Here is a 23,441-nt window from a genome sequence, read left to right as displayed (position 1 = left end):
GCCGCGGCTGCGCAGGACGGGCCGGGTCCCCGTGAGGTGCCCGGACGGCAGGCGGCTGATCCAGGTGTGCCGGGGGTGCCGGGGGATGTTCTCGCACCGGAGCCGGGTGGGTCGGCTGGCGTGCCCGGGGAGGGGTGGAGGGGGCTGGAGGTGGCGCCGCGGGGGGCGGTACGCGCGGCCGATTGCGTGCGCAGGGTCCGGCTGGCCGACGTTCCGGGTGGGGAGTGGGCGGCGGTGGTGGCCGAGCAGGCCGAGCGGTCCCGGGCCGAGCTTGATCCGGCGGCCGGGGTGATGGTGCGGGTGGTGTGGGTGGATGCCGGTGCGGGGGCATCGGGGCGGCTGGTGGTGACGGTGCACCATCTGGCGGTCGACGCGGTGTCGTGGCGGATCGTGTTGCCGGATCTGTTTGCCGCATGGGACGCGCTGGCGCGAGGGGTCGTGCCGGAGCTCGGCCGGGTTGGTACGTCGTTTCGCACCTGGGCGCGTCGTCTCCGGGAGGAGGCGGGAGAGCGGGCCGGGGAACTGGAGGTTTGGGCCGGGATCCTGGACGGGCCCGATCCGTGTATCGGCCGCAGGCCCCTCGACCCGACCGTCGACACCTTCGGCACTCAGGGGCATCTCACCCTCGAACTGCCCTCGGAGATCACAGAACCGCTGCTCACCCGGCTCCCGGCGGCGTTCCACGGCCGGGTCAACGACGTGCTGCTCGCCGGGCTCGCCCTGGCAATGGCCCGGTGGAGCGGTCAGGACTCGGTTCTGATCGACCTGGAGGGGCACGGCAGGGAAGAGATCTTCCCCGGGGTGGACCTGTCCAGGACCGTGGGCTGGTTCACGACCATGTATCCGGTCCGGCTGAACCCCGGCCAGGCGGACTGGGCCGACCTCCAGGGCCCCACGGCGGCACGGGCGATCAAGCGGGTCAAGGAACAACTTCGTGCGATCCCTGACAACGGCATCGGCTACGGCCTGCTCCGCTACCTCAACCCGGACACCGCGGCAGAGCTGAGCCGTTACCCGGTGCCTGAGCTGGCCTTCAACTACCTTGGCCGGATCGAGGCGGCCACGGGGGCCGACTGGTCCCCGGCGCCCGAATTCGAGGCGGTGGGTGGTGGTCACTCGGCTGATCTCGCGCTCCCGCACGCGCTGGAGGTCAACGCCGTCACCCGTGATCTGCCCAGTGGGCCGCGACTGCGCGCCACCTGGTCGTGGGCGCGAGACCTGTTGTCCGAAGATCGGGTCAGGGAGCTGGCCGAGCTGTGGTTCGCCGCCCTCACCGGCCTGTCTCGGCACACCGGCGGCGGCCTTACCCCCTCGGACCTGCTGGTTCCCATCAGCCAGGAAGAGATCGACGCGTTCGCGGCGGAACTCGACGCGGAGTGGAGCGCCCGATGAGTCAGCTTGAGGACATTCTGCCGCTGTCGCCGCTGCAGCACGGGCTGTTCTTCCACGCCCTCTTCGACGAGGCTGCGCCCGATGTCTATACGGCTCAGCTGGTGTTGGATCTGGCCGGTCCGTTGGATGTGGCCCGGTTGAGGGTGGCCGCGGGGCGGTTGCTGGGCCGTCATGCGAATTTGCGGGTGTCGTTTCGGCAGCGGGCCGATGGTGAGCCGGTGCAGCTGGTGCATCGCCGGGTGGAGGTTTCCTGGCGGGAGGTCGCCTCGGCCGATCCGGACGAGGTGGCGGCCGAGGAGCGGGCGCGCCGGTTCGATCTGGCGGTGCCGCCGTTGATGCGGTTCGTTGTCGTACGGCTGGCGCCGGATTGGCATCGGTTGATCCTCACCAACCATCACATCCTGCTCGACGGCTGGTCCACCCCTCTCCTCGTCACCGAACTGTTCGCGCTCTACCTGGGAGCGGAGGTACCGCCCGCCCCGCCGTACAAGGGGTATTTGGCGTGGTTGGCGGGTCAGGATCGGGTTGGGGCCGGTCGGGTGTGGGGGCGGGCGCTGGAGGGGGTGGCCGGGCCCACGCTGGTCGCTCCTGATCTGGCGGGCCGCCCGCCGGTCGACCCCGGCCGCGTCCGTGCCCACCTCAGCGAGGACCTCACCGGCCGCCTCACCGCCGTCCTGCGCGCCCGGTCGCTCACCCTCAACACGGTGATCCAGGGATCGTGGGCCCTGCTGCTCGGCCTGCTCACCGGCCGGGACGACGTCGTCTTCGGCGGTACCGTCTCGGGCCGCCCGCCGGAGCTTCCCGGTGTCGAGCGCATGATCGGCCTGTTCATCAACACCCTTCCGGTCCGGGTGCGGCTCGACCCGGCCGAGACCCTGGCAGGCTTGCTGGAACGCCTCCAGTCCGAGCAGTCGGACCTGCTCGCCTACCATCACCTCGGTCTCGCCGAGATCCAGCGCCTGGCGGGCCTGGGCCGGTTGTTCGACACCATGACCGTCCTGGAGAACTACCCCCTCGACAGCACCGCCCTGAACGACTCCGCCCTCGGGGCCGGTGCGCCGGAGAGCCTGCGGCTCGCCGGCGCCACGGGCACCGACGCCACCCACTACCCGCTCGCCCTGGCCGTCGTCCCCGGCAAGCGGCTCTCCCTGCGACTGGACCACCGTCCCGACATCATCCCCCGCGCCGACGCCATCGGGCTTCTCAACCGGCTGACGCGCCTGCTCAAGGCCGTCGCCGCCGATCCCGGCCGGCCGCTCGCCCGGCTCGATCTCCTCTCCGACGACGAGCGCGGACGGATTCTCCATGACTGGAACGACTCGGCGGAAGTCTCCCCGGCCGCGGCGATCTCCTCCGCCTCCGCCGCCTTCTCCACCGCGACGATCGCCACCGCCTTCGCCGAGCAGGTGGAACGGACCCCGGACGCCGAGGCCGTCGTCAGCGGTGCGACCCGCCTCACTTACGCGGAGCTGAACGGGCGGGCCAACCGGCTGGCGCACCGGCTGATCGAACTGGGCGTCCGGCCCGAGACGCCCGTCGCCGTCCTGCTCGAACGATCGCCCGATGTGGTCGTGGCGACCCTGGCGATAGCCAAGGCCGGGGGCGCCTACGTCCCGGTTCACCACAGCTACCCGGCCGGCCGGATGAGCTGGGTGCTGGCCGACACCGGCGCACCCGTCCTGATCACCGACCGCGCTCCCGGATTCGAGCACGACGCCGCGGTGGTCCGGGTGGATGAAGACGGGCAGGTTCCGGTGCCTGCGCACGAGGTGGGATTCGTGCCGCAGTACGACCCGCGCGTGACGGCCCACACCGACCAGCTCGCCTACGTGATCTACACCTCGGGTTCCACGGGCAGGCCCAAGGGCGTCGCCGTACGTCACCGTGACGTCCTGGCCCTGGCCGCGGACCGCCGATGGGCCGAGGGCCACCGGCGCGTGCTGATGCACTCGCCGCACGCCTTCGACGCCTCCACCTACGAGATCTGGGTACCGCTGCTGAACGGCGGCACGGTCGTCGTCGCGCCGCCCGGCGACCTCGACCCCGGCACGATCGGCGATCTCGTCGCCGAGCACCGCCTGACCGCGATGTTCATCACGACCGCCCTGTTCAACGTGGTCGCGGAGGACGCTCCGGGCACGTTCGCTGGCCTTGACGAGGTTCTCACCGGTGGTGAGGCGGCCTCGCCCGAGGCCATGCGCCGGGTCCGGGAAGCCTGCCCGGACACGTCGCTCGGTCATGTCTACGGGCCCACCGAGACCACGACCTACGCCACCTACCACCGGGTCTCCCATGCCGGCTCGGGCGCGCCCCCCATCGGCCGGGCGATGGACGGCATGCGGGCGTACGTGCTGGACGGCTTCCTGCGGCCGGTTCCCCCCGGGGTCCCGGGGGAGCTGTATCTCGCGGGCGCCGGCCTGGCCCGCGGCTACCTGGGCCGCCCCGGGCTGACCGCGGAACGGTTCGTCGCCTGCCCGTACGGCGGGCGGATGTATCGGACCGGCGACCTGGTCAGATGGTCGGCCGAGGGAGAGCTGGAGTATCTGGGCCGGGTCGACCTCCAGGTCAAGATCCGCGGGTTCCGGATCGAGCTGGGCGAGATCGAGGCGACGCTGTCCCGCCATCCCGGAGTCGCCCAGGCGTCGGTGGTCGCCCGCGACCACCGGCTGGTCGCCTACGTGGTCGGTACGGCCACGCCGGAGGAACTGAGAGAGCTGGCGGCCGAGACCATGCCCGAGTACATGGTGCCGTCCGTGGTGGTGCCGCTGGAGGCGTTGCCGCTCACCCCGAACGGAAAGGTGGACCGCGCGGCCCTCCCGGAGCCGGACGTCGTGGTGTCCGGCCGTGACCCCCGCACCCCCGCCGAAGAGCTCCTCTGCCGCCTGTTCGCCCAGGTGCTCGGTCTGGAACGGGTCGGCGCCGACGACGGCTTCTTCGACCTGGGCGGGGACAGCATCAGCGTGATCCGCCTGGTCTCCCTGGCCAGGCAGGAGGGACTGACGATCACCCCGCGTGAGGTGTTCGCGCGCCAGACGGCCGAGGCGCTGGCCGGAGGCGTGGACGCGCGGTCGCGGCCGGACTCGGAAACCGGGGGCGATTCGGAAGCCGGAGGCCTGGAGGTGCTGCTCCCGCTGCGCGCCACGGGTTCCCGACTGCCGCTGTTCTGCGTGCACCCCGGGGCCGGGCTCGGCTGGTCCTACCACGGCCTGCTCCGCCACCTCGGCTCCGACCAGCCGATCTACGCCCTCCAGGCCCGGGTTCTCTCCGAGCCGGACTACACGGCCCCGTCGATCGAGGCCATGGCCCTGGACTACCTCGACCGCCTGCGAGAGGTCCAGCCGAGCGGGCCGTACCGGCTGGCGGGCTGGTCCATGGGAGGCCTGATCGCTCACGCGATGGCCGTCGAGCTGCGCGAGCGGGGTGAGGAGGTCGGGCTGCTGGCGCTGCTCGACGCCTACCCGGGCCAGCAGATCAACCCGGACGAGCGTGACGTGCTGATGGAGCTGCTGTCCGCCATCGACTACGAGGGACCGGGAGAGGTCGGGGACGTGGTGGAGTTCCTCCGCCGTCAGGGAGGCCCGTACGCGGCACTCGACGAACAGACATTGCTCGCGGTCTACCGTAACTACCGCAACGGCGTGAAGATCTCCGAGGAGTACGCGCCCCGGCGGTTCGACGGGGACGCGCTCTTCGTCACCGCCGTCCACGGCAGGGAGGAGGGCAGTCCCACCGTCGCCGACTGGAAGCCGTACATCGGTGGAACCATCGACACCCATGAGGTCGCCTGCGATCACGCTAGCCTGTTGAACGCGGGGCCGATCACCGAGATCGCCGCACTGCTCCGAAAGGAACTGTCTTGACCAATCCGTTCGAGAATCCCGACGGCACCTACCTGGCGTTGGTCAACGATGAGGGCCAGTACTCCCTGTGGCCTTCCTGGTCTGAGATCCCGGCGGGCTGGACCGTCGCGTTCGGTGAGGACACCCGGCAGGCCTGCCTGGACCACATCGAGGCGAACTGGACCGACATGCGCCCGAACAGCCTGATCAGGGCCATGGGCCAATGATCTAGACGCTCGGAGGGCCGGAGACCGCTCAGAGGATGAGCGCGAAGCAGTCCGGCTTGTAGTCCCCGGGCAGCGGCCCGGGGACCTGGAGCGCCTTGTTGACGTAGGAGAGCATCACCGGGTCCAGCGTCTCCAGGTTGTGCCCGATCCCTCCCTCGATGAGTCCTTTGAGTGGGCAGTCGTCCTGGAGCATCCGGTTGGCGACCTGGTCGGGCGGTCCCTCGATGAAGGTCGAGGCCGCCTGCTGCTCGGCCTTCAGGCCGAGGGCGGTGTAGCTGACCCCGGGTTCGACCATGGAGGAGTCGTTGAGCTTCCTCATCAGCGGCGAGTCCGACCGGAGCTCGTCGCAGACCGTCTCCCACCCGCAGCTCTTGCGCAGCTCCCCGGTCAGTTTGTGGTGCGGGGAGCCCAGCGTGATCAGCTCCGACACCTTGTCCGCCCCGCCCTGGAGCCGCATGTACGCCCGCGGGACGATCCCGCCCAGGCTGTGCCCGACGATCGCCGCCTTCTCCGCCCCGGTCGCCTGCAGGACCCCCTCGACGAAGATCCCCAGCGTCTGGGCCGAATCCTCGACCGAGTTGCTCCATCCGTAGTCGAGCGCGAAGACGCAGTATCCCTGCTTGCTCAGATACGGCGCGGCCACCGCCCAGGTCACCGCCCCGTTGCTCTTGGCGCCGTGAACCAGGATCACCGGGTACGGCGAGCTTTCGCGGGGCCGGCAGCCGAAGTCGTTGGCGTCCGGCAGCCCTTCGGAGGCCATCCGCTTGGCCTGGGCGACCAGGTCCACCTTCGGCGCCTCGGGTGTCACGGTCCTGTTCACCAGCGTGTCGGCGGCGAACGTGAGAACCGCGAACCCGGCCACGGCACACAGGACGATCACGACGATGTGGCCAAGGCGGAGCTGACCCACTCGATCTCTCCTCCGAAAAGGACGCGGAAGCTCTCCTCCGGAAAGGATCCGGAGGTTAGAGCCTTTCCCGCCGTCGCGTCCCGGAGCTATGGCCTGCCCGCGCCGGTTGCCCCATCGAAGTTGGCACCCGTGCAACAACTTCTCTCCGGGCTCCGGCGACTCTTCGTCCACCGGTGCGGAAGTTCGGTGCCCGGGTCGGTGAGTTCTGTCGAAGAACGGCTTCGCCTTGGGCAAGGAGTGCCCATGAGCTGGGGCGGAGGGACGGTTAGCGTCACCCTGTGGGTGAACGAGTACTGATCGCGCTCGGCGGCAACGCGATGACGGCCGCCGACGGGAGCGCGTCGCCGGATGACCAGCGTCGCGCGGTCGAAGGTGCCATGCGCCATGTCACCGCACTGATCACGGCCGGCCACCAGGTGACCCTCACCCACGGCAACGGCCCCCAGGTCGGCAACCTGCTGCTGAAGAACCAGATCGCCGCCGACGTCGTGCCCCCGGTGCCGCTTGACTGGTGTGGCGCGCAGACCCAGGCCACGATCGGCGCGCTGGTTCTCAACGCGCTCGAGGGCCGCGCCGCGGTCGTGGTGACCCGGACGCTCGTCGACCCGGGCGATCCGGCCTTTCAGGACCCGGTCAAGCCGATCGGCCGCTATTTCACCGAGGAACAGGCCGGGCACTTCGAGAAGCTCGGCCAGACGTGGCGCCGGTTCGACCGGGGCTGGCGGCGGGTGGTGGCATCCCCCGAGCCGCTGGAGATCCTCGACGCGCCCGCGGTGGAGGCCCTGGTGGCCGCCGGGTTCACCGTCGTGGCCGCGGGCGGAGGGGGAGTGCCCGTGGCCCGGGACGACGCCGGGCGGCTGGTGGGCGTCGAGGCCGTGATCGACAAGGACCTGGCCGCCGCGATGCTGGCGCGCGCCGTGAACGCCACGGTTCTGGTGATCGCCACCGATGTCCCCCAGGCTGTCGTGGGATTCGGTACGGCCGACGCCCGGCCGATCGGTTCGATCACCGCGGCCGAACTGCGCGTGTTGCAGGCGGCCGGGCACTTCGCCGGAGGCAGCATGGGTCCGAAGGTCGAAGCCGTGCTGCGCTTCGTCGAGCAGGGCGGTGACCGGGCGGTGATCACCTCTCTTGAGGACATCGGAGCGGCGGTCAACGGAGCGGCCGGCACCGTGGTGCACAGGTGAACATGACCCGATTGGGACTATTGAAAGGTGACAGGAATGCCGGAACCGATTGAAGTGCGCAAAGTGGCCATCGAGAGCGTGACGGACGCCTCCGGGCTGACCAAGCTCATCGATGACGGGGTGATCGAGGCGCACCGGGTGCTCGCGGTGATCGGCAAGACCGAGGGCAACGGCGGGGTGAACGACTACACCCGCATCCTGGCCGACCGGGCCTTCCGCGAGGTGCTCGCCGCCAAGGGGCACCCGTCCCCCGAAAGCGTCCCGCTGGTGTGGTCCGGTGGCACCGACGGCGTGCTCAGCCCGCACGCCACGATCTTTGCCACCACCGCGAACGCCGAGCCGAGCGCCGAGCCGCGCCTCAGCGTCGGCGTCGCGATGAGCGACGTCATCCTTCCCGAGGACATCGGCCGTCCCGCCATGGTCGAGAAGGTCGCCGCCGGCGTGCGCGAGGCCATGAAGATCGCCGGGATCGACGACCCCGCCGACGTCCATTACGTCCAGACCAAGACGCCCCTGCTGACCCTGGCCACCATCAACGACGCCAAATCCCGCGGCAAGGACGTGATCACCGAGGACACCGGCCCGTCCATGGACATCTCCAACTCCACCACCGCGCTCGGCATCGCGGTCGCGCTGGGTGAGATCGAGATGCCCACGGCCGAGCAGATCCACCGGGACCTGTCGCTCTACTCCTCCGTCGCCTCCTGCTCCTCGGGCGTCGAGCTGGACCGCGCCCAGATCGTGGTCGTCGGCAACGTCCGCGGCATCGGCGGCCGTTACCGGATCGGCCACTCGGTCATGAAGGACGCGCTGGACGCCGACGGCATCTGGGAGGCGATCCGCTCCAGCGGCATCGACCTGCCCGAGCGTCCCCACCCCTCCGACCTGGGTGACAGGCTGGTCAACGTCTTCATGAAGTGCGAAGCCGACCCGTCGGGCATGGTCCGGGGCCGCAGGAACATCATGCTCGACGACTCCGACGTGCACTGGCACCGCCAGATCAAGGCCACCGTCGGCGGCGTCGCGGCCAGCGTCACCGGCGACCCCGCCGTCTTCGTCTCGGTCGCCGCGGTCCACCAGGGGCCGAGCGGCGGCGGCCCGGTGGCCGCCATCGCCGACCTCGGCTGATCCGCCCCTCGCGGTACGGCCGGTCCTGCCCGGCCGTACCGCCTCGGGGTGTACGGGCGGCCCGGGTGGTCTGCCTGCTTCGGGCCCTCCCTTCCCGGCGGTCTCCGGCTCCCGCCGGTTTCCCGGGGTTTCCGGCCCTGGCCGTTCCCGGCCTTCGCCGGTCGCGGGTAGGCTCCCAATTCGTGCCGAGCATTCCCCAGCCCCTGGTTCCCGACGACGACGGCAGCACCGACGTCTCCGTGTCGTCCGCTCTCGCGGCCTTTGCGGCCGGTACGGCTGACGCGGGCGCGGTGATGACCGCGCTGGGCGGTGCCCGGCTGCTCGTCCCGGTGGTGGCTCTGCTGACGGAGTCCGAGGTCGGAGAGCACGGGCTGCGGCAGGAGAAGGAGAGCGAGATGGCTCTCCCGAAGCTCGTCGGTAAGGACGGGCGCGAGGCGGTGCTCGCCTTCACCGGGGTCGAGTCGCTGAAACTCTGGCGCCCCGACGCCCGGCCCATCCAGGCCACGACTCCCCAGGTCTGTCAGGCGGCGGTGCACGAGAACGCCGCCGCGGTGGTGGTCGACGTGGCGGGCCCGGTGTCTTTCGTCATCGAGGGAAGCATCCTGCAGGCGTTCGCCGCGGTCGAGTCGGGCACCATCGACCAGCTGGGGCCCCAGGTCACCGTGGCGCGGATGGAAGAAGCCGCCCCGGAACCCAGGCGCCGCCGGTTCGGCTGGCCGCTGCGCCGGCGCGGCTGACCGCCCGGCCCGGCCGGGCACGCGCGGCGGCTGATCAAAAATCTGGGCGGAGGCTCCCGGTTCCACCACGGGGAGGAAACCGATGAGGTAGGACCGTAGGCGACCGAGGGCTCGCCGCCTGCCACCCCCATGCCCCGGAGGCCACATGCAGGACCGTTCGGCGTTTCACCCCCGCCCCGGCGCACGGGGCGTCCACGCCGTAGGCGTCCGGTGAGCCACCTGCCGGTCATCGTGGCTCTCGGCGGCCTGGTGGCCGGGCTCTGGATGCGGGTCCTGGTGGTCCGCCACTCGGTGGCCGAAGGAGAGCCCCTCCGGTGTGACTGCGCGAGATGCGGCGCCCCGCTGCCCTCCGGCAGGCGCCTCGCGCGGGTGCGCCCGGCCACCGCGAAGCCCAGGGAGCCCGAGGTACGGATCGGCCTGTCGCCTGCCGCGAAGTCCAGGGAGCTCGCAAAGCGGATCGGCCCTTCGCCTGCCGCGAAGCGCCGGGAACCCGAGGTGTGGATCGGCCCGTTGTCCCCGGCAGGGCGCCGGGAACCCTGGACCTGGATCCGCGCCCTGCCCGCCGCGCGCTGCCCGGGGTGTCATGGGCGGGTCGGACCGCCGCCGCTGGCTGTGGAGATCGTTACCGCCCTGGCGCTGGCCGCGCTCGTCCTGTGTGCCGTGCCGTCCACCTGGCCGGGTGCCGTCACGGCGGGGCGGTGGGCGGGGCGGGCCGTGGAGGCCGGGCCGACGGGCGAGCTGGCCGCCTACGGGTGGCTGGCGGTGGTCGCCGCCGCGCTGGTCTTCGTCGACGCCGCCGTTCACCGCCTGCCCGACGAGCTGACCCTCGCCGCCTACCTCGGGACCGCCGTCCTGCTCACGGCGGCGGCCCTGCTCGAAGGCCGGTTCGACGACCTGGTCAGGGCCGGGCTGGGCGGGCTTGCCCTGGCGTTCTTCTACCTGGTGCTGTTTCTGATCAATCCGGCGGGCATGGGACTCGGCGACGTCAAACTCGCGGCGAGCCTCGGCACCGCCCTCGGATGGCTGGGCTGGGATGTGCTGGTCGCCGGGGCTTTCCTCGGCTTTCTCGCGGGCGGTCTCTACGGGGTCGTGTTGATGGTCCTGCGCCGTGCGGGCCGCAAGAGCGAGATCCCCTTCGGTCCCTTCATGGTCGCCGGAGCCTTCGCGGCCATCCTCACCGGTCTCTGACCGCCCGTGAAGAGCGCTCGGCGGTTCCCCGCTCGCCGTTCGGCTCGCTGTTCGAGAAGTTCGTCCAGGATCTGGGAAGGCTCTATGAGGGCTGCACTGACGAGCAGCTCAAGGTCATCCTCGACCTTCTGTGCAAATCAGCCGAGATGAAGCGCGACGCCACCGCCGAACTCACCGGCTGGCGTCTCACCTGGTGAGCTGGGGCCATTCCAGTGGGCGGCACGTGGAAGACTTGTCACCATGTTGCGCTGGTTGACCGCTGGAGAGTCCCACGGCCCTGAGCTCGTTGCGATCTTGGAAGGCCTGCCCGCCGGAGTGGAGGTGACCACGGCGGAGCTGGACGAGGCCCTGCGCCGTCGTCGTCTCGGCTACGGCCGTGGCGCCCGGATGAAGTTCGAGCAGGACGTGGTAAACGTCGTTGGCGGCGTGCGGCACGGACGCACGCTCGGCAGCCCCGTCGCCATTCGCGTGGGCAACACCGAGTGGCCCAAGTGGGAGACCATCATGGCGGCCGACCCGGTGGACCCGGCGCTGCTGGAGGGCCAGGCGCGCAACGCGCCGCGCTCGCGCCCGCGCCCCGGCCACGCCGACCTCGCCGGCATGCAGAAGTACGGCTTCGACGACGCCCGCCCGGTGCTCGACCGGGCCAGCGCCCGCGAGACCGCCGCCCGCGTCGCCCTCGGCCAGGTCGCCAAGAACTTCCTCAAGCAGGCTCTCGGCGTCGACATCGTCAGCCACGTCGTCTCGATCGGCGAGGCGCAGGCCACGCCGGGCGTCATGCCCGGCCCCGGCGACATGGAGGCGGTCGACGCCGACCCGGTGCGCTGCGCGGACCCGGTGGGCAGCGCCGCGATGGTCGCCGAGATCGACAAGGCCCACAAGGACGGCGACACCCTCGGCGGCGTCGTCGAGGTGATCGCCTACGGCCTGCCGCCGGGCCTGGGCAGCTACACCCACTGGGACCGCCGCCTCGACTCCCGCCTCGCCGGAGCGCTGATGGGCATCCAGGCGATCAAGGGCGTCGCCGTCGGCGACGGCTTCGAGACCGCACGCCGTCCCGGCTCCCGGGCCCACGACGAGATCGAGAACACCCCTGACGGAGTCCGCCGCATCACCAACCGGGCGGGCGGCGTCGAGGGCGGCATGACCAACGGCGAGCCGCTGCGCGTCAGCGCGGCGATGAAGCCGATCTCCACGGTTCCCCGGGCGCTGGCCACCATCGACGTGCTGACCGGTGAGGCCGCCAAGGCCCACCACGAGCGCTCCGACGTGTGCGCGGTCCCGGCCGCCGCGATCGTCGCCGAGGCGATGGTCGCGCTGGTCCTCGCCGACGCCGCGATCGAGAAGTTCGGCGGCGACTCCGTCGAGGAGGTCGTCCGCAACCTGTCCGGCTACCTTTCGTCGATGGTGATCAAGTGAGCGAGCAAGCCACCGGAGGAGGCGCGGCGAATCCCCGCGCGGTTCTGATCGGACCTCCCGGATCGGGCAAGTCGACCGTCGGCCGGTTGCTGGCCGACCGGCTGGAGGTCGCCTTCCGCGACACCGACGCCGATGTGGAGGCCGTGGCCGGCAAGCCGGTGAGCGACATCTTCATCGAGGACGGCGAGGAGCGCTTCCGCGAGCTGGAGGCGGAGGCCGTACGGCGGGCGCTGGCCGAGCACGACGGCGTGCTGTCCCTCGGCGGTGGCGCGATCCTGGCCGAGAGCACGCGGGAGCTGCTGGCCGGTCACCCGGTGGTCTACCTGGAGGTCGGCCTGTCGCAGGCCGTGCAGCGCGTGGGCCTGGCCTCGGCCCGGCCGTTGCTCGTGCTGAACCCCCGCAGCCAGCTGAAGAAGCTGATGGAGGCCCGCCGCCCGATCTATGAGGCACTCGCCACCGTCGTCGTGGCGACCGACGAGCGTCGGCCCGGCGAGGTCGTCGACGAGATCGTGAAGGGGCTGCAGCGGTGACGGTCTCCAGGATCAAGGTCGGCGGGGAGGCACCGTACGACGTGGTGGTGGGCGCCGGCGTGCTCGGCGAGCTTCCCGGGCTGCTCGGGCCCAAGGTCCGCACCGTCGCCGTGGTCCACCCGGCGAGCCTGCCGGAGATCGCCAGGCCCGTCTGCCGCGCGATCGAGAGCGCCGGATACGAGGTCGTCGCGTTGCCGGTGCCCGACGCCGAGCGGGCCAAGACGGTCGAGGTGGCCGCCGAGCTCTGGTCGGCCTTCGGCCGCTACGGCATCACCCGCTCCGACGCCGTGGTCGGTGTCGGCGGGGGAGCCACCACGGACCTGGCCGGGTTCGTCGCCGCGACGTGGCTGCGCGGTGTCAAGGTCGTGCAGGTGCCGACCACCCTGCTCGGCATGGTCGACGCCGCGGTCGGGGGCAAGACGGGGATCAACACTCCCGAGGGCAAGAACCTGGTCGGCTCCTTCCACCCCCCTGCCGGGGTCCTGTGCGACCTGACCACGCTGGTCTCGGTGCCCCGTGACGACTACGTCGGCGGCCTCGCGGAGATCATCAAGGGCGGTTTCATCGCCGACCCGACGATCCTGACGCTCATCGAAGACGACCCCGAGGGCGCCCGGCACCCCGAAGGGCGGCACACCCGCGCGCTGATCGAGCGGAAGATCCAGATCAAGGCCGACGTCGTCGGCGCGGACCTGCGCGAGGGCGGCCTGCGGGAGATCCTCAACTACGGTCACACCCTGGCCCACGCCATCGAGCGGGTCGAGGACTATCGGATGCGCCACGGCGAGGCCGTCGCCATCGGCATGGTCTACGCCGCCGAGCTGTCCCGCCTGGACGGCCGGATCGGCTCCGACATCGTTGACCGGACCCGGTCCATCCTGACCTCGGTCGGACTGCCCACCTCCTACCGCCGCGACGCCTGGCCCGAGCTCCGTGACCATATGCGCCTGGACAAGAAGAACCGAGGCGCCAAGCTGCGCTTCGTCGTCCTGGACGGCCTGGCGAAGGTGTCCCCGCTTGAGGACCCGCCGGAGGAGCTGCTCGAAGCCGCCTACCGCGAGGTGGCCCGATGAGATCGGCGGTGATCCGGTACGGCGAGCCGCCGGTCACACCGCAGGCGCACCCCTTTGGACAGAGCCCAGCAGCCGATGAAGAGCGGTGAATGACCAGATGAGATCCGTCTACGTGCTCAACGGCCCGAACCTGTCGCGGCTCGGCACCCGGGAGCCGGACGTCTACGGCGCGGAGACCTTCGCCGACCTGGCCGCCCTGTGCCGGGAGACCGGCCGCGAGCTGGGCCTTTCGGTGGAGGTCCGGCAGACCGACGACGAGGCCGAGATGGTGGGCTGGCTGCACGAGGCGGCCGACGGCCGGGTTCCGGTGGTCCTGAACCCGGCGGCGTTCACCCACTACTCCTACGCGCTGCGCGATGCCATCGCCCAGCGCACCGCGCCCCTGATCGAGGTGCACATCTCCAACCCGGCCGCCCGCGAGGAGTTCCGGCACACCTCGGTGGTCGCCGCCGTGGCCACCGGCACCATCGCCGGCTTCGGCCTGAAGTCCTACGTGCTCGCGCTGCACGCCATCGCCGAGAGCGCCCAGTGAGCTACCGTTCCTTCGTCGCCCTCGGCGACAGCTTCACCGAGGGCCTGAACGACCCCGGCACGGACGCCCGCGGTGCGGACCCGGCGAAGATCGGCCGCTACCGGGGCTGGGCCGACCGGGTCGCCGAGCGGCTGGCCGCGCTCGAACCGGAGTTCCGCTACGCCAACCTCGCCGTGCGCGGCAAGCTCATCGACCAGATCGTCGAGGAGCAGGTCCCGCGCGCGGTCGAGATGCGGCCCGACCTGGTCAGCCTGTGCGCCGGTGGCAACGACCTGCTCCGCCCGGGCAGCGACCCCGACCGGATGGCCAAGAAGCTGGCGGGAGCCGTACGCGATCTCCGGGCCACCGGCGCCGAGGTGTTGCTGTTCACCGGCGTGGACCCGCGCGACACCCCGATCATGCGCCGCGCCCGCGGCACGTTCGCGATCTTCTACATGCACGTCAGGTCCATCTCCGAGCTGTACGGCTGCCACCTGGTGGACCAGTGGTCGATGCAGGGCCTGCGCGACTGGCGCGCCTGGAGCGACGACCGCCTGCACATGAACGAGGAGGGCCACCGGCTGGTGGCCGCCAAGGTGTGCCAGGTCCTCGGGATCGACTGCGACGACGACTGGCGCAAGACCTGGCCGCCCCGCGACCAGGTGGACCCCGGGCTCAAGCGCCGCGAAGACGTCAAATGGGTCCGCGCGCACCTCGGCCCGTGGGTCGTGCGCCGCCTGCGCGGACGCTCCTCGGGCGACGGCCTCGACCCCAAGCGCCCGGAGCTGAACACCTTCCCCTGATCGGGTGAAGGGCTGTCCGCGGAGCCCGCGCGATCCGCATGACGCGATCGCGGCCGGTCAGCCACGCGGACGGCATCCGTCGAACACGATGGCCAGCGTCCGTGTCCGCAGTTCCCGGTCCCACTGGTTGCGCTCGGCCGCCATGCAGGTGGCGGCCAGCAGGGCCAGCAGTTCCGGCATATGGAGATCATCACGTACCGCACCGGCCCGCTGGGCGCGTGTGAGCAGTGTCTCGATGGCGTCTCGCATGTTCCGGCTGATTTCGGACATGCCGGCCTTGGCGTCGATTCCGGCGTCGGCGAGGACGTCGGCCAGCGTCTTCTTCCGGGTCGCGTTTTCGACGATGTCCGTGAAGAAATCGAAGAACGCGGCGCCGGGGTCGTCGGCGTGGTGAAGGGACTGGGCGCGGTCGACGAGCCGTTGCGTGCGGTCGATGATGATCGCCTGGTAGAGGGCTTCCTGGGTGGGGAAGTGGCGATAGATCGTGCCGAGGCCCACACCGGCGTGCCGGGCGATCGCCCGCATCGACGCGCCGAGGCCATCGCGGGCCAGGATCGCCTCGGCCGCCTCCAGTACAAGCGCCCGGTTGCGCCGGGCATCCGCGCGTAGCGGTCTGGCGTCGTCGTCCATCGTCTGTCTCTCCCGATCCGTTGACAACCGGAACGCACGTTCCATATGTTCCATCCGGAACGCATGTTCCGATTGTAGTGGGACGCTTCGGCGTGCCGTACCGGCAAGAAAGCCGTCCCGGTAAGAAAGCAGGACATAGCGCATGGAATACACGTCACTGGGCCACTCGGGTCTGAAGGTCTCCCGGGTGTCCCTCGGGACCATGAACTTCGGCACTTCGGGAGGTGTCGGCAGCTGTGACGAGGCAGAGGCCAGACGCATCGTCGACGTGTTCACCGACGCGGGCGGTAACGTCATCGACACCGCCGACACATACACCGGAGGCCAGTCCGAGGAGATCGTCGGCCGGGCGATCAAAAACAGGCGCGACACGGTCGTTCTCGCCACCAAGGCGTTTCTCCCGCAAGGGCCGGGACCGAACGACACCGGACTGTCGCGGGCGCACCTGACCAGAGCGCTTGAGGCCAGCCTGCGCCGTCTCGGCACCGATCACATCGACCTCTACCAGTGCCATCAGTGGGACCGGGGCACGCCCATCGAGGAGACCATGGCCACTCTGGATGGTTTCGTCCGCTCAGGAAAGGTCCGCTACATCGGCTGCTCGAACTTCACCGCCAGCCAGATCGTGGAGGCCCAGTGGGCCGCCGCGCGCGCCGGCGGCACCCCCTTCATCAGCCTGCAACCCCAATATTCGCTCCTCGCCCGGGACATCGAGGCGGAAGTCCTTCCGGTCTGCGAACGGCACGGGCTCGGCACGCTGGTCTGGTCACCGCTGGGCGGAGGCGTTCTGGCCGGGCGGTACACGCGTGGCGTCGTCCCGGAGGAGCGATCACGGATGGGTCGGCTGATGGCCTCCCCCTCGCCCAAGGCTCGCGCCTGGGCCGGCGCCTTTCTCACGGAACGCAACCTGGGCATCGCCGACGAGGTCATCCGAATCGCGACCGCGCTGGGCGGCACGCCCACGGCCGTGGCGCTGGCCTGGGTCCGGCGGCGGCCGGGCGTCACCTCGGTGATCATCGGTCCGCGCACGGCCGCCCAGCTCACCGGAAGCCTCGCGGGATTCACCCTGGACCTGCCGCCAGAGGAGACCGCACGACTCGACGAGATCTCCGGTTCCGCCGGTCGTGTCCCGGTCGCCGGATGATGGAACCCGCCTGGGACACCGGGACCGGCGATGAGGAGAGCCCTGTGGAACAGGACTCGGTGGCCCGGTCTCAGGAGGACGTGAGGCGCTTGAGGGCGTCGCGGACCTTCGCCGGGTCGTTGGTGGGCCAGAAGGGCGGCAGGGAGTCACGCAGGAAACCCGCGTAGCGAGCCGTGGCCAGGCGGGGGTCGAGCACCGCGACCACGCCCTTGTCGTGCTGGCTGCGGAGCAGGCGGCCGGCGCCCTGGGCGAGCAGCAGCGCCGCGTGGGTGGCGGCGACCGTCATGAAGCCGTTGCCGCCTTTGGCCGCGACGTGGCGCTGGCGGGCGGAGGTCAGCGGGTCGTCCGGGCGGGGGAACGGGATGCGGTCGATGATGACCAGCCGCAGGGAGGGCCCGGGAACGTCCACCCCCTGCCAGAGGGACAGGGTGCCGAACAGGCAGGTCGGCTCGTCTTCGGTGAACTGCTTGACCAGCAGCATCGTGGAGTCGTCACCCTGGCACAGCAGCGGCACGCTCAGCCGCTCCCGCAGGGCCTCCGTGGCGGCCTTGGCGGCGCGCATCGAGGAGAACAGGCCGAGGGTCCGGCCCCCGGCGGCCTCGATCAGCTCGGTGATCTCCTCCAGGTAGGCCTCGGGCAGGCCGTCGCGGCCCGGCTGAGGCAGATGCTTGGCGATGTAGAGGATGCCGCTGCGCGGGTGGTCGAACGGCGAGCCGACGTCCAGACCGGTCCAGCCGGCCCCCTCCTTGGCCCCGAGACCCCACTGGCGGGCCAGGCCGTCGAAGGCTCCGCCCAGCGCGAGCGTGGCGGAGGTCAGGATCACCGTGCGGTCGCCGAAGAGCTTGTCGCGGAGCATGCCCGCCACGGTCAGCGGGGCGACCCGCAGCAGGGGCGGGCGCCGCTCGGTGGCCGCCTCCAGCCAGACCACCTCGGCCCGGTCCACCTCCTCCGCGTGGCCGAACGCGTCCAGCATCCGCTGCGCGGTGTCGTGGATCTCGTCCAGGGCGGTGAAGGCCGCCTTGCGCAGCCCCGCGCTCTCGGGGTCGTCCTTGTCGCCGCTCGCCCGGGGCCCCATCGCGGTGATGCACGCCCACGCCGAGTCGCGGATCAGGGCGAGCGTCAGCCCGAGCACCGAGGGAAGCTCGTCGACGCGCCCGGCGGGCGCGACGGCGAGCAGGGACTTCAGGTCTTCCCCGGCCTCCATGAGCCGGTCGGCGAGGTTCTGGTCGATCAGCTTGCCGGCCCGGCGCACGGTCAGCGCGACCATGGTCTCCGACAGCTCGCCGGTCACCACCGAGGTGACCCGGTCGACCAGCTCGTGGGCCTCGTCCACCACGACCACGTCGTGCTCGGGCAGGAGGGGGAAGTCCTCCATCGCGTCGATCGCGAGCAGCGCGTGGTTGGTGACGACGATGTCGGACTCGCCGGCGCGGGCGCGGGCCAGCTCGGCGAAGCACTCCGTCCCGTTCGGGCAGCGCGGGGCGCCCAGGCATTCTCTGGCGCTCACCGAGAACTGCCGCCAGGCCTGCTCGTTGACACCGGGGACGAGCTCGTCGCGGTCACCGGTCTCGGTCTCCTGGGCCCACTCCTGGATGCGCTGGATCATTCGTCCGGTCGCGCTCACCTCGCCTGGGTCGAAGAGCTGGTCCTGCTCCTCGTCCGGCCATCCCGCGCTCGCCTTGTAACGGCACAGGTAGTTGCGGCGCCCTTTGAGGATCGCGAACGTGGGCTGGTGCGGCAGGTGCGGGGCGAGGGCCTCGGAGAGCCGGGGCAGGTCGCGGTCGACGAGCTGGCGCTGGAGGGCGATGGTGGCGGTGGAGACGACCACGGCGCCCTCGGCGGTCATCGCGTGCCGGATCGAGGGGATCAGGTAGGCGAGGGATTTGCCGGTGCCGGTGCCGGCCTGGACGGCCAGGTGCTCACCCGACTGGATCGAATGCTGCACCGCCTGCACCATCTTGATCTGACCGGGGCGCTCGACCCCGCCCACCGCCTCGACGGCGTTGCTCAGCAACTCTTCAACCGGGGGCAGGTCCGCCTTCGTCGAGGCGTCTTCGGCAGGGGTGATGGAGTCGGTCGGCACGACAGCCAACCGTACCCTTTCCCTCTGACAATCGCGGCTCGCTCCGGGGAGTCGCCGGGTGGACGTATCCCGGCATTCGGGAACCCGACGCTCGCGTCACATGGCAAACTGGCTGAGTCACCCGGCTCGCGAACCCTTCGGAAGCCGAGAAAGATCATCTATCGTGGTGTCATCGGGGCGGAAGACAAGGACGGGAAAACCGGTTCGGTAGAGTCTCCCGAGGTCGAGTGGACGAATAAAGGCTGGTTAAAGCACTATGTCCTCCATGTCGGAAGTTGTTCCGTTGCCGTCCTTCGGCGAGGTGTTCTTTGACGAGCGTGGCCAGGAGCGGGTGCTCCGGGTCACTTGGCACGAAGGCACGCTGGTGCTGAGCCTGTGGCGCGGTGAGATGTGCACCGCGAGTTTCCGCATGCCCATGAACGACGTGGGACGCCTGGTGGACACCCTCGACGAGGGCTTCGTCGAGGCCGGGGGCCAGTATCCCGACGAGATCGACGAGCACGCCCAGGCAGCCGGCCACCCCGAGCACGGGGAGTTCCCCGGCACCGGGCAGTACGCCCGGCCGCGCCCGGAAGACTACACCCAGCAGCAGTACGCCGACCCGGCCACCCAGGTGACCCCGGCGGCGGAGGAGCCGCGCCAGGTCCCCGCCCTCAGCCCCACCGACGTGCTCGTCGCCCGGGGCACGGTGCCGCCTTTGGACCGGTCCCAGGAGCGCGCGAACCCCGGATACGACGCGGTGCCGCGCGAGAACATGATCGTGGGCGACTCGCTGCCCTACGGACAGGCGCCGTCCGCCGAACCGCCGGGCACCGGCGAGCCCGCGTACCAGCTGCCCGGCGACCCCTACACGGCCCAGCAGCCGGACCCGTACGGCATGCCGCAGCGGGCTCAGCAGCCCGACCCCTACGGCGTGCCGTCCCAGCAGCCGGGCCCGTACGCCACGCCCTCCCAGCAGCCCGACCCGTACGGCGCGCCGCAGCGGGCTCAGCAGCCCGACCCCTACGGCGTGCCGTCCCAGCCCGTGGACGTGTTCGCCCCCCCGGTCACCCGGCAGCAGCAGCCGGTGGACCCCTTCGCCCCGCACGTCGAGCAGTTCCCGGCCCCCGCCCAGCACCCGGGCGACCCCTACGCCCCGCAGGGACAGCAGCACTCCACCGACCCCTTCGGCTTCGCGGCCCAGAAGCAGCAGTCCGCCTACGGGACCTCGCAGGCCGATCCGTACGGCTACCCCGCCCCCGCCCAGCCCGACCCCTACGCGTTCGGCGGCCAGCCCGCCCCGCAACAGCCCCACCTGGCCGGTCATCCGGCGGATCTGCGTGACCTGTACGGATCGCCGTCCGCCTACCAGCAGGACGTCGACCCCGCGGACCCGCTGGGCCTGGGCGGCCAGCCCGACCAGCGGCTGTCGCGTCCCTACGTCCAGGACTCGCCGCACTCCACCGGCGAGCGGCTCCGCCCCGAGCAGCACTACGACGACCGGCGCCACGACGAGCGGGACGACCGCCGCGACTGGTGACCGGCGGCGGGAAGGCCGGTCGGGGGACCGGCCTTCCCGGACGATCGGCCGGCACACCCCCACCCGCCGCGCGGGCCGGCCAACGCGGTGAACATGCTGGGAACGGGGTTCCCGTACGCTGATCGTCCGTAGCGGGTGAGGGTGAGATGAATCAAGCGTCGGCGCTGCAAATGCTGGTTGTGCCGGTCATCGCGATCGCGGTGGCCGCCCTGGCCAGGCGTAGGGGGTGGTCCGCACCGCTGCTGCTGGTGCTGGCGGGTCTCGTGTTGTCACCGCTGGTGCCGGAATACGAGCTGAATCCCGACCTGATCCTGCTGGTGTTCCTGCCGCCGCTGCTCTACGCCGCCGCGATCGAGAGCTCCTACCTGAGTCTCAAGGCCGTGCGCAGGCCGGTCGCGCTGCTCTCGATCGGGCTGGTGCTGTTCACCACCCTGGTCGTCGGCTGGGTCACCCACCTGCTCCTGCCCTCCCTGCCGATGGCCGCCGCCTTCGCGCTGGGCGCCATCGTGGCGCCGCCCGACGCGGTCGCCGCGGTCGCGGTGGCCCGCAGGCTCGGGCTTCCCCGCAAGGTGGTCACCATCCTGGTGGGGGAGAGCCTGTTCAACGACGCCACCGCGCTCACCGCCTACCGGGTGGCCATCGCCGCCGCGATGGGGCAGGGGATCACCTGGCTGGAGGCGGCCGGCAGGTTCGTCTACTCGGCGGTGGGCGGCGTGGTGATCGGTGTCGCGCTGGCGTGGGCCCTGACCCGGGTGCTGCTGTACCTGCGGGACGCGGTCGTCGAGAACACCATCATGTTGCTCATCCCATTCGCGGTTTACCTGGCGGCCGAGAGCGTGCACGTCTCCGGCGTGATCTCCGTGGTGATCGTCGGCCTCTCCGTCGGCCATCGGATGCCCGCCGCCGGCTTCGGCACCCGGCTGCTGTCCGACGCCGTCTGGCGGGTCGTGAGCTTCCTCCTGGAGACGATCGTGTTCATGCTGATCGGCCTGCAGCTGTGGCCGATCGTGAGCGGGCTGGAGGGGGCGGACCCGTGGAAGCTCACCGTGATGTCGCTGGCCGTCTTCGCGGCCACGGTGCTCGCCAGGATCGTCTGGGTCGTGCCCAGCCTCGCCCTGCCCAGGCTCCTGTCCCGGAAGGTCCGCGAGCGTGAGCCGACGCCTCCGTCCTGGCAGAAGATGGCCACCGTGAGCTGGGCGGGCATGCGGGGAGTGGTGTCGCTCGCCGCGGCCTTCGCCATCCCGCCGGAATTCCCCGGCCGGAACACGCTGCTGTTCCTCACCTTCGTGGTGGTGATCGGCACCCTGCTGGTCCAGGGGATGTCGTTCCCGGCGCTCATCCGGCGGCTGAGGGTCTCCAACGAGCAGGAGATCTACACCGACAACCTCGCCGAGGCGGGGGCACAGGAGGCGGCCGCGGCAGCCGCGCTCGCCCGGCTGGACGAGCTGGTGAGCGAGGGCTACGCCGACATCCACGAGCACGTGGTGGAGCAGCTCAGGTCACGGACCGAGCACCGGACGCTCACCGCGTGGGAGCGTCTCGGCGGCGGCACCGGTCCGCAGGGTGAGGAGACGCCGAGCACCATCTACCGGCGGCTGCGCAGGGAGATGCTGGCGGCCGAGCGGGAAGTGCTCGTGCGTCTTCGTGACGAGGGGCGCATCGACGACGAGGTGCTCCGGAGGGTCATCCAGGAGCTCGACTTCGAAGAGGCCACACTGGTCAGGGACTAGGGGCGTCCTCCGGGCCGTTGCCGGGACGCCGGCCGGGCGACCGCGGCGGACTGGAAGATCCGAAAGGACGCCTCCTGGTCGTGCACCTAGCCAAGGGTGCTGTCGACGTAGCACCACCGCCATTCCTCGCCCGGTTCGAACGAGGCCACGACCGGGTGATCCGTTCCCTTGTAGTGGGCGGTGGCGTGCTTGCCGGGCGAGGAGTCGCAGCAGCCGATGTGTCCGCATGTAAGGCATCTGCGCAGATGAACCCAGCGTCCTCCGGCGCGGAGACACTCCTCGCACCCCTCGGGGGTGAGAGGGGCCGGGTCCTGGGTCTGGGCAAGATGTTCGCAGGTAGACATATTTCCCCTTAAGTGGTTCTCGTGAAGATCGTACGGCCAGAGCCGTGTTCCGGTTCGCCACCTCTCCCGACTTATTCGATCAAGAGTTCCCAGCGGCTCAATCGAAGTGGATCAGGGGCTTGATGATTCCGTCCTCTTTGGAGGCCATCATCCAGAACGCCCGCTCGATCTCGTCGAAGCCGAATCGGTGCGTGGTCATCGGCGTGGGGTCGACCTTGCCGGTCTCCATCAACCGGAAAATCCGGCGGAGCCGCTCTCGGCCTCCCTGGTTCAGCCCGGCATAGATCTGCTTGTCGGACATACCATATCCGAACGGCTCCAGCGGGATTTGGAGCGGCTCGGGGACCTCACCGTGGTAGCCGACGTTGGAGATGCGCCCGCCGGGCTTGGTGACTCTGAACGCCGCTTCCCAGGTCCGAGGTGAACCCAGCGCCTCGATGGCGGCGTCCACGCCGGCAGAGCCGGTCAGTTCCAGGATCTGCTCGACCGGATCGCCCTTCGTGTGGTCGACGATGACGTCGGCACCGAAGTGACCCCAGGGCGTGGACGACGCCGACCGCTTCGTGCCCCAGCGTGACGCCGGGCTCGACCAGGATCGTTCCTTCATGTTGTGCACGTCGGTAGTGCAGATCGTGACTCCTCCGCTCCCCGAAGAGAGCGGCTTCTCGCCTCCCTCGGCAGAGGTAGGCGACGGCCAAGCCCTGACCGTTTCAACAAAGGAACCGTAACAGGGAAGCGATTCCCCTGCCGGGTAAACCCGGCAGTCCCCTCACTAGACCTGGTGAGGATCTTCGTGTTCCCCGTCGGCCGTGATGATCTGTTTTCATATCGAATCCTCTGGTCGATGACAGGCGGCTGGAACTTCGGCTCGACCGTCGGGAAACCGGCCCGTCCTGTTCGCCAGCTCTTTCCTCAGGTGATCCAGAACTGCATTTTCCCTGATGGGAGCGGGTGCAATCCGTCGGCCGAACGTGAAGGAGGGCAGTATTCCGCCGGACTCCGGCCCGGTGGCGGGCCGCACGCGGAGGCACTCGCCGTACCGGCCCG

The 23,441-nt window shown here is 70.6% G+C and carries 20 protein-coding genes; 15 read left to right on the top strand and 5 right to left on the bottom strand.

Annotated elements, in window-relative coordinates; translation table 11 throughout:
• From ACFY2X_RS15980 to ACFY2X_RS15970, 3 genes are all read left to right on the top strand, one after another.
• A partial coding sequence (locus ACFY2X_RS15980; protein WP_389938529.1) for a condensation domain-containing protein occupies positions 1-1,392 on the top strand: 1,392 nt, incomplete at its 5' end.
• Positions 1,389-5,252: an amino acid adenylation domain-containing protein gene (locus tag ACFY2X_RS15975; protein ID WP_389938526.1), complete on the top strand. Its 3,864-nt coding sequence runs from the start codon at positions 1,389-1,391 to the stop codon at positions 5,250-5,252. The genes ACFY2X_RS15980 and ACFY2X_RS15975, both read left to right, overlap by 4 nt.
• Positions 5,249-5,458, top strand: a complete 210-nt coding sequence (locus tag ACFY2X_RS15970; RefSeq protein ID WP_389938524.1) for an MbtH family protein — start codon at positions 5,249-5,251, stop codon at positions 5,456-5,458. The genes ACFY2X_RS15975 and ACFY2X_RS15970 overlap by 4 nt, the downstream gene beginning before the upstream one ends.
• Positions 5,459-5,486: 28 nt before the next feature.
• Here ACFY2X_RS15970 and ACFY2X_RS15965 read toward each other — a convergent pair whose 3' ends face one another.
• On the bottom strand, positions 5,487-6,368 hold the full coding sequence (locus ACFY2X_RS15965; RefSeq protein WP_389938521.1) for an esterase/lipase family protein: 882 nt from the start codon (positions 6,366-6,368) through the stop codon (positions 5,487-5,489).
• 278 nt (positions 6,369-6,646) lie between these two features.
• Here ACFY2X_RS15965 and ACFY2X_RS15960 point away from each other — a divergent pair, with 278 nt between their 5' ends.
• From ACFY2X_RS15960 to ACFY2X_RS15920, 9 genes are all read left to right on the top strand, one after another.
• A complete protein-coding gene (locus ACFY2X_RS15960) occupies positions 6,647-7,555 on the top strand; it encodes a carbamate kinase (protein WP_389938518.1) in 909 nt (302 codons plus the stop codon).
• Between the two features lie 36 nt (positions 7,556-7,591).
• Positions 7,592-8,683 carry a ring-opening amidohydrolase gene (locus tag ACFY2X_RS15955; RefSeq protein ID WP_389938516.1) on the top strand — a complete coding sequence of 364 codons (1,092 nt, stop codon included), beginning with the start codon at positions 7,592-7,594 and terminating at the stop codon, positions 8,681-8,683.
• 182 nt (positions 8,684-8,865) lie between these two features.
• The gene (locus tag ACFY2X_RS15950; protein ID WP_389938513.1) at positions 8,866-9,420 is read left to right on the top strand and encodes an SseB family protein; all 555 of its coding nucleotides are present in this window, start codon (positions 8,866-8,868) and stop codon (positions 9,418-9,420) included.
• Positions 9,421-9,630: 210 nt separating this feature from the next.
• Positions 9,631-10,608, top strand: coding sequence for a prepilin peptidase (locus ACFY2X_RS15945; RefSeq protein WP_389938510.1), 978 nt, complete (start codon positions 9,631-9,633; stop codon positions 10,606-10,608).
• 240 nt (positions 10,609-10,848) lie between these two features.
• Entirely contained in the window at positions 10,849-12,027 is a 1,179-nt protein-coding gene (aroC, locus tag ACFY2X_RS15940) for a chorismate synthase (RefSeq protein WP_389938508.1), read from the top strand.
• A complete protein-coding gene (locus ACFY2X_RS15935; protein ID WP_389938505.1) occupies positions 12,024-12,557 on the top strand; it encodes a shikimate kinase in 534 nt (177 codons plus the stop codon). The genes aroC and ACFY2X_RS15935 overlap by 4 nt, the downstream gene beginning before the upstream one ends.
• Positions 12,554-13,630, top strand: a complete 1,077-nt coding sequence (gene aroB / locus ACFY2X_RS15930) for a 3-dehydroquinate synthase (protein WP_389938502.1) — start codon at positions 12,554-12,556, stop codon at positions 13,628-13,630. The genes ACFY2X_RS15935 and aroB overlap by 4 nt, the downstream gene beginning before the upstream one ends.
• A gap of 97 nt (positions 13,631-13,727) precedes the next feature.
• On the top strand, positions 13,728-14,162 hold the full coding sequence (gene aroQ, locus ACFY2X_RS15925) for a type II 3-dehydroquinate dehydratase (protein ID WP_389938500.1): 435 nt from the start codon (positions 13,728-13,730) through the stop codon (positions 14,160-14,162).
• On the top strand, positions 14,159-14,944 hold the full coding sequence (locus tag ACFY2X_RS15920; protein ID WP_389938498.1) for an SGNH/GDSL hydrolase family protein: 786 nt from the start codon (positions 14,159-14,161) through the stop codon (positions 14,942-14,944). The genes aroQ and ACFY2X_RS15920 overlap by 4 nt, the downstream gene beginning before the upstream one ends.
• Positions 14,945-15,001: 57 nt before the next feature.
• On the opposite strand, the gene ACFY2X_RS15915 is transcribed toward ACFY2X_RS15920, so the two are convergent.
• Entirely contained in the window at positions 15,002-15,574 is a 573-nt protein-coding gene (locus tag ACFY2X_RS15915; RefSeq protein WP_389938495.1) for a TetR/AcrR family transcriptional regulator, read from the bottom strand.
• A gap of 142 nt (positions 15,575-15,716) precedes the next feature.
• On the opposite strand from ACFY2X_RS15915, the gene ACFY2X_RS15910 reads away from it, so the two are divergent.
• On the top strand, positions 15,717-16,718 hold the full coding sequence (locus tag ACFY2X_RS15910; protein WP_389938492.1) for an aldo/keto reductase: 1,002 nt from the start codon (positions 15,717-15,719) through the stop codon (positions 16,716-16,718).
• Between the two features lie 70 nt (positions 16,719-16,788).
• Here the strand turns inward: ACFY2X_RS15910 and ACFY2X_RS15905 are convergent, their stop codons facing one another.
• Entirely contained in the window at positions 16,789-18,801 is a 2,013-nt protein-coding gene (locus tag ACFY2X_RS15905) for an ATP-dependent DNA helicase (RefSeq protein ID WP_389938490.1), read from the bottom strand.
• Between the two features lie 265 nt (positions 18,802-19,066).
• Here ACFY2X_RS15905 and ACFY2X_RS15900 point away from each other — a divergent pair, with 265 nt between their 5' ends.
• Positions 19,067-20,320, top strand: coding sequence for a hypothetical protein (locus tag ACFY2X_RS15900; protein WP_389938488.1), 1,254 nt, complete (start codon positions 19,067-19,069; stop codon positions 20,318-20,320).
• A 146-nt stretch (positions 20,321-20,466) separates the two neighbouring features.
• Positions 20,467-22,050, top strand: a complete 1,584-nt coding sequence (locus ACFY2X_RS15895) for a Na+/H+ antiporter (protein WP_389938485.1) — start codon at positions 20,467-20,469, stop codon at positions 22,048-22,050.
• Between the two features lie 86 nt (positions 22,051-22,136).
• On the opposite strand, the gene ACFY2X_RS15890 is transcribed toward ACFY2X_RS15895, so the two are convergent.
• The gene (locus tag ACFY2X_RS15890) at positions 22,137-22,394 is read right to left on the bottom strand and encodes a ubiquitin carboxyl-terminal hydrolase 14 (RefSeq protein ID WP_389938483.1); all 258 of its coding nucleotides are present in this window, start codon (positions 22,392-22,394) and stop codon (positions 22,137-22,139) included.
• 97 nt (positions 22,395-22,491) lie between these two features.
• The gene (locus tag ACFY2X_RS15885) at positions 22,492-23,001 is read right to left on the bottom strand and encodes a zinc-binding dehydrogenase (RefSeq protein WP_389938481.1); all 510 of its coding nucleotides are present in this window, start codon (positions 22,999-23,001) and stop codon (positions 22,492-22,494) included.
• Positions 23,002-23,441: the final 440 nt, after the last annotated feature.

The sequence above is a fragment of the Streptosporangium sp. NPDC000396 genome (assembly GCF_042898655.1).
Classification (GTDB): Bacteria; Actinomycetota; Actinomycetes; order Streptosporangiales; family Streptosporangiaceae; genus Streptosporangium.
The sequence above is the reverse complement of the archived record's forward strand: the minus strand, read 5'-3'. Positions and strand labels throughout refer to the sequence as shown.

Excerpts from the sequence above, each read along its gene's own strand:
- ACFY2X_RS15890 (WP_389938483.1), bottom strand. The coding sequence starts at position 22,394 with ATGTCTACCTGCGAACATCTTGCCCAGACCCAGGACCCGGCCCCTCTC.
- ACFY2X_RS15975 (WP_389938526.1), top strand. The coding sequence starts at position 1,389 with ATGAGTCAGCTTGAGGACATTCTGCCGCTGTCGCCGCTGCAGCACGGG.
- ACFY2X_RS15900 (WP_389938488.1), top strand. The coding sequence starts at position 19,067 with ATGTCGGAAGTTGTTCCGTTGCCGTCCTTCGGCGAGGTGTTCTTTGAC.
- ACFY2X_RS15895 (WP_389938485.1), top strand. The coding sequence starts at position 20,467 with ATGAATCAAGCGTCGGCGCTGCAAATGCTGGTTGTGCCGGTCATCGCG.
- aroC (WP_389938508.1), top strand. The coding sequence starts at position 10,849 with ATGTTGCGCTGGTTGACCGCTGGAGAGTCCCACGGCCCTGAGCTCGTT.
- ACFY2X_RS15910 (WP_389938492.1), top strand. The coding sequence starts at position 15,717 with ATGGAATACACGTCACTGGGCCACTCGGGTCTGAAGGTCTCCCGGGTG.
- ACFY2X_RS15915 (WP_389938495.1), bottom strand. The coding sequence starts at position 15,574 with ATGGACGACGACGCCAGACCGCTACGCGCGGATGCCCGGCGCAACCGG.
- ACFY2X_RS15955 (WP_389938516.1), top strand. The coding sequence starts at position 7,592 with ATGCCGGAACCGATTGAAGTGCGCAAAGTGGCCATCGAGAGCGTGACG.
- ACFY2X_RS15885 (WP_389938481.1), bottom strand. The coding sequence starts at position 23,001 with ATGAAGGAACGATCCTGGTCGAGCCCGGCGTCACGCTGGGGCACGAAG.
- aroQ (WP_389938500.1), top strand. The coding sequence starts at position 13,728 with ATGAGATCCGTCTACGTGCTCAACGGCCCGAACCTGTCGCGGCTCGGC.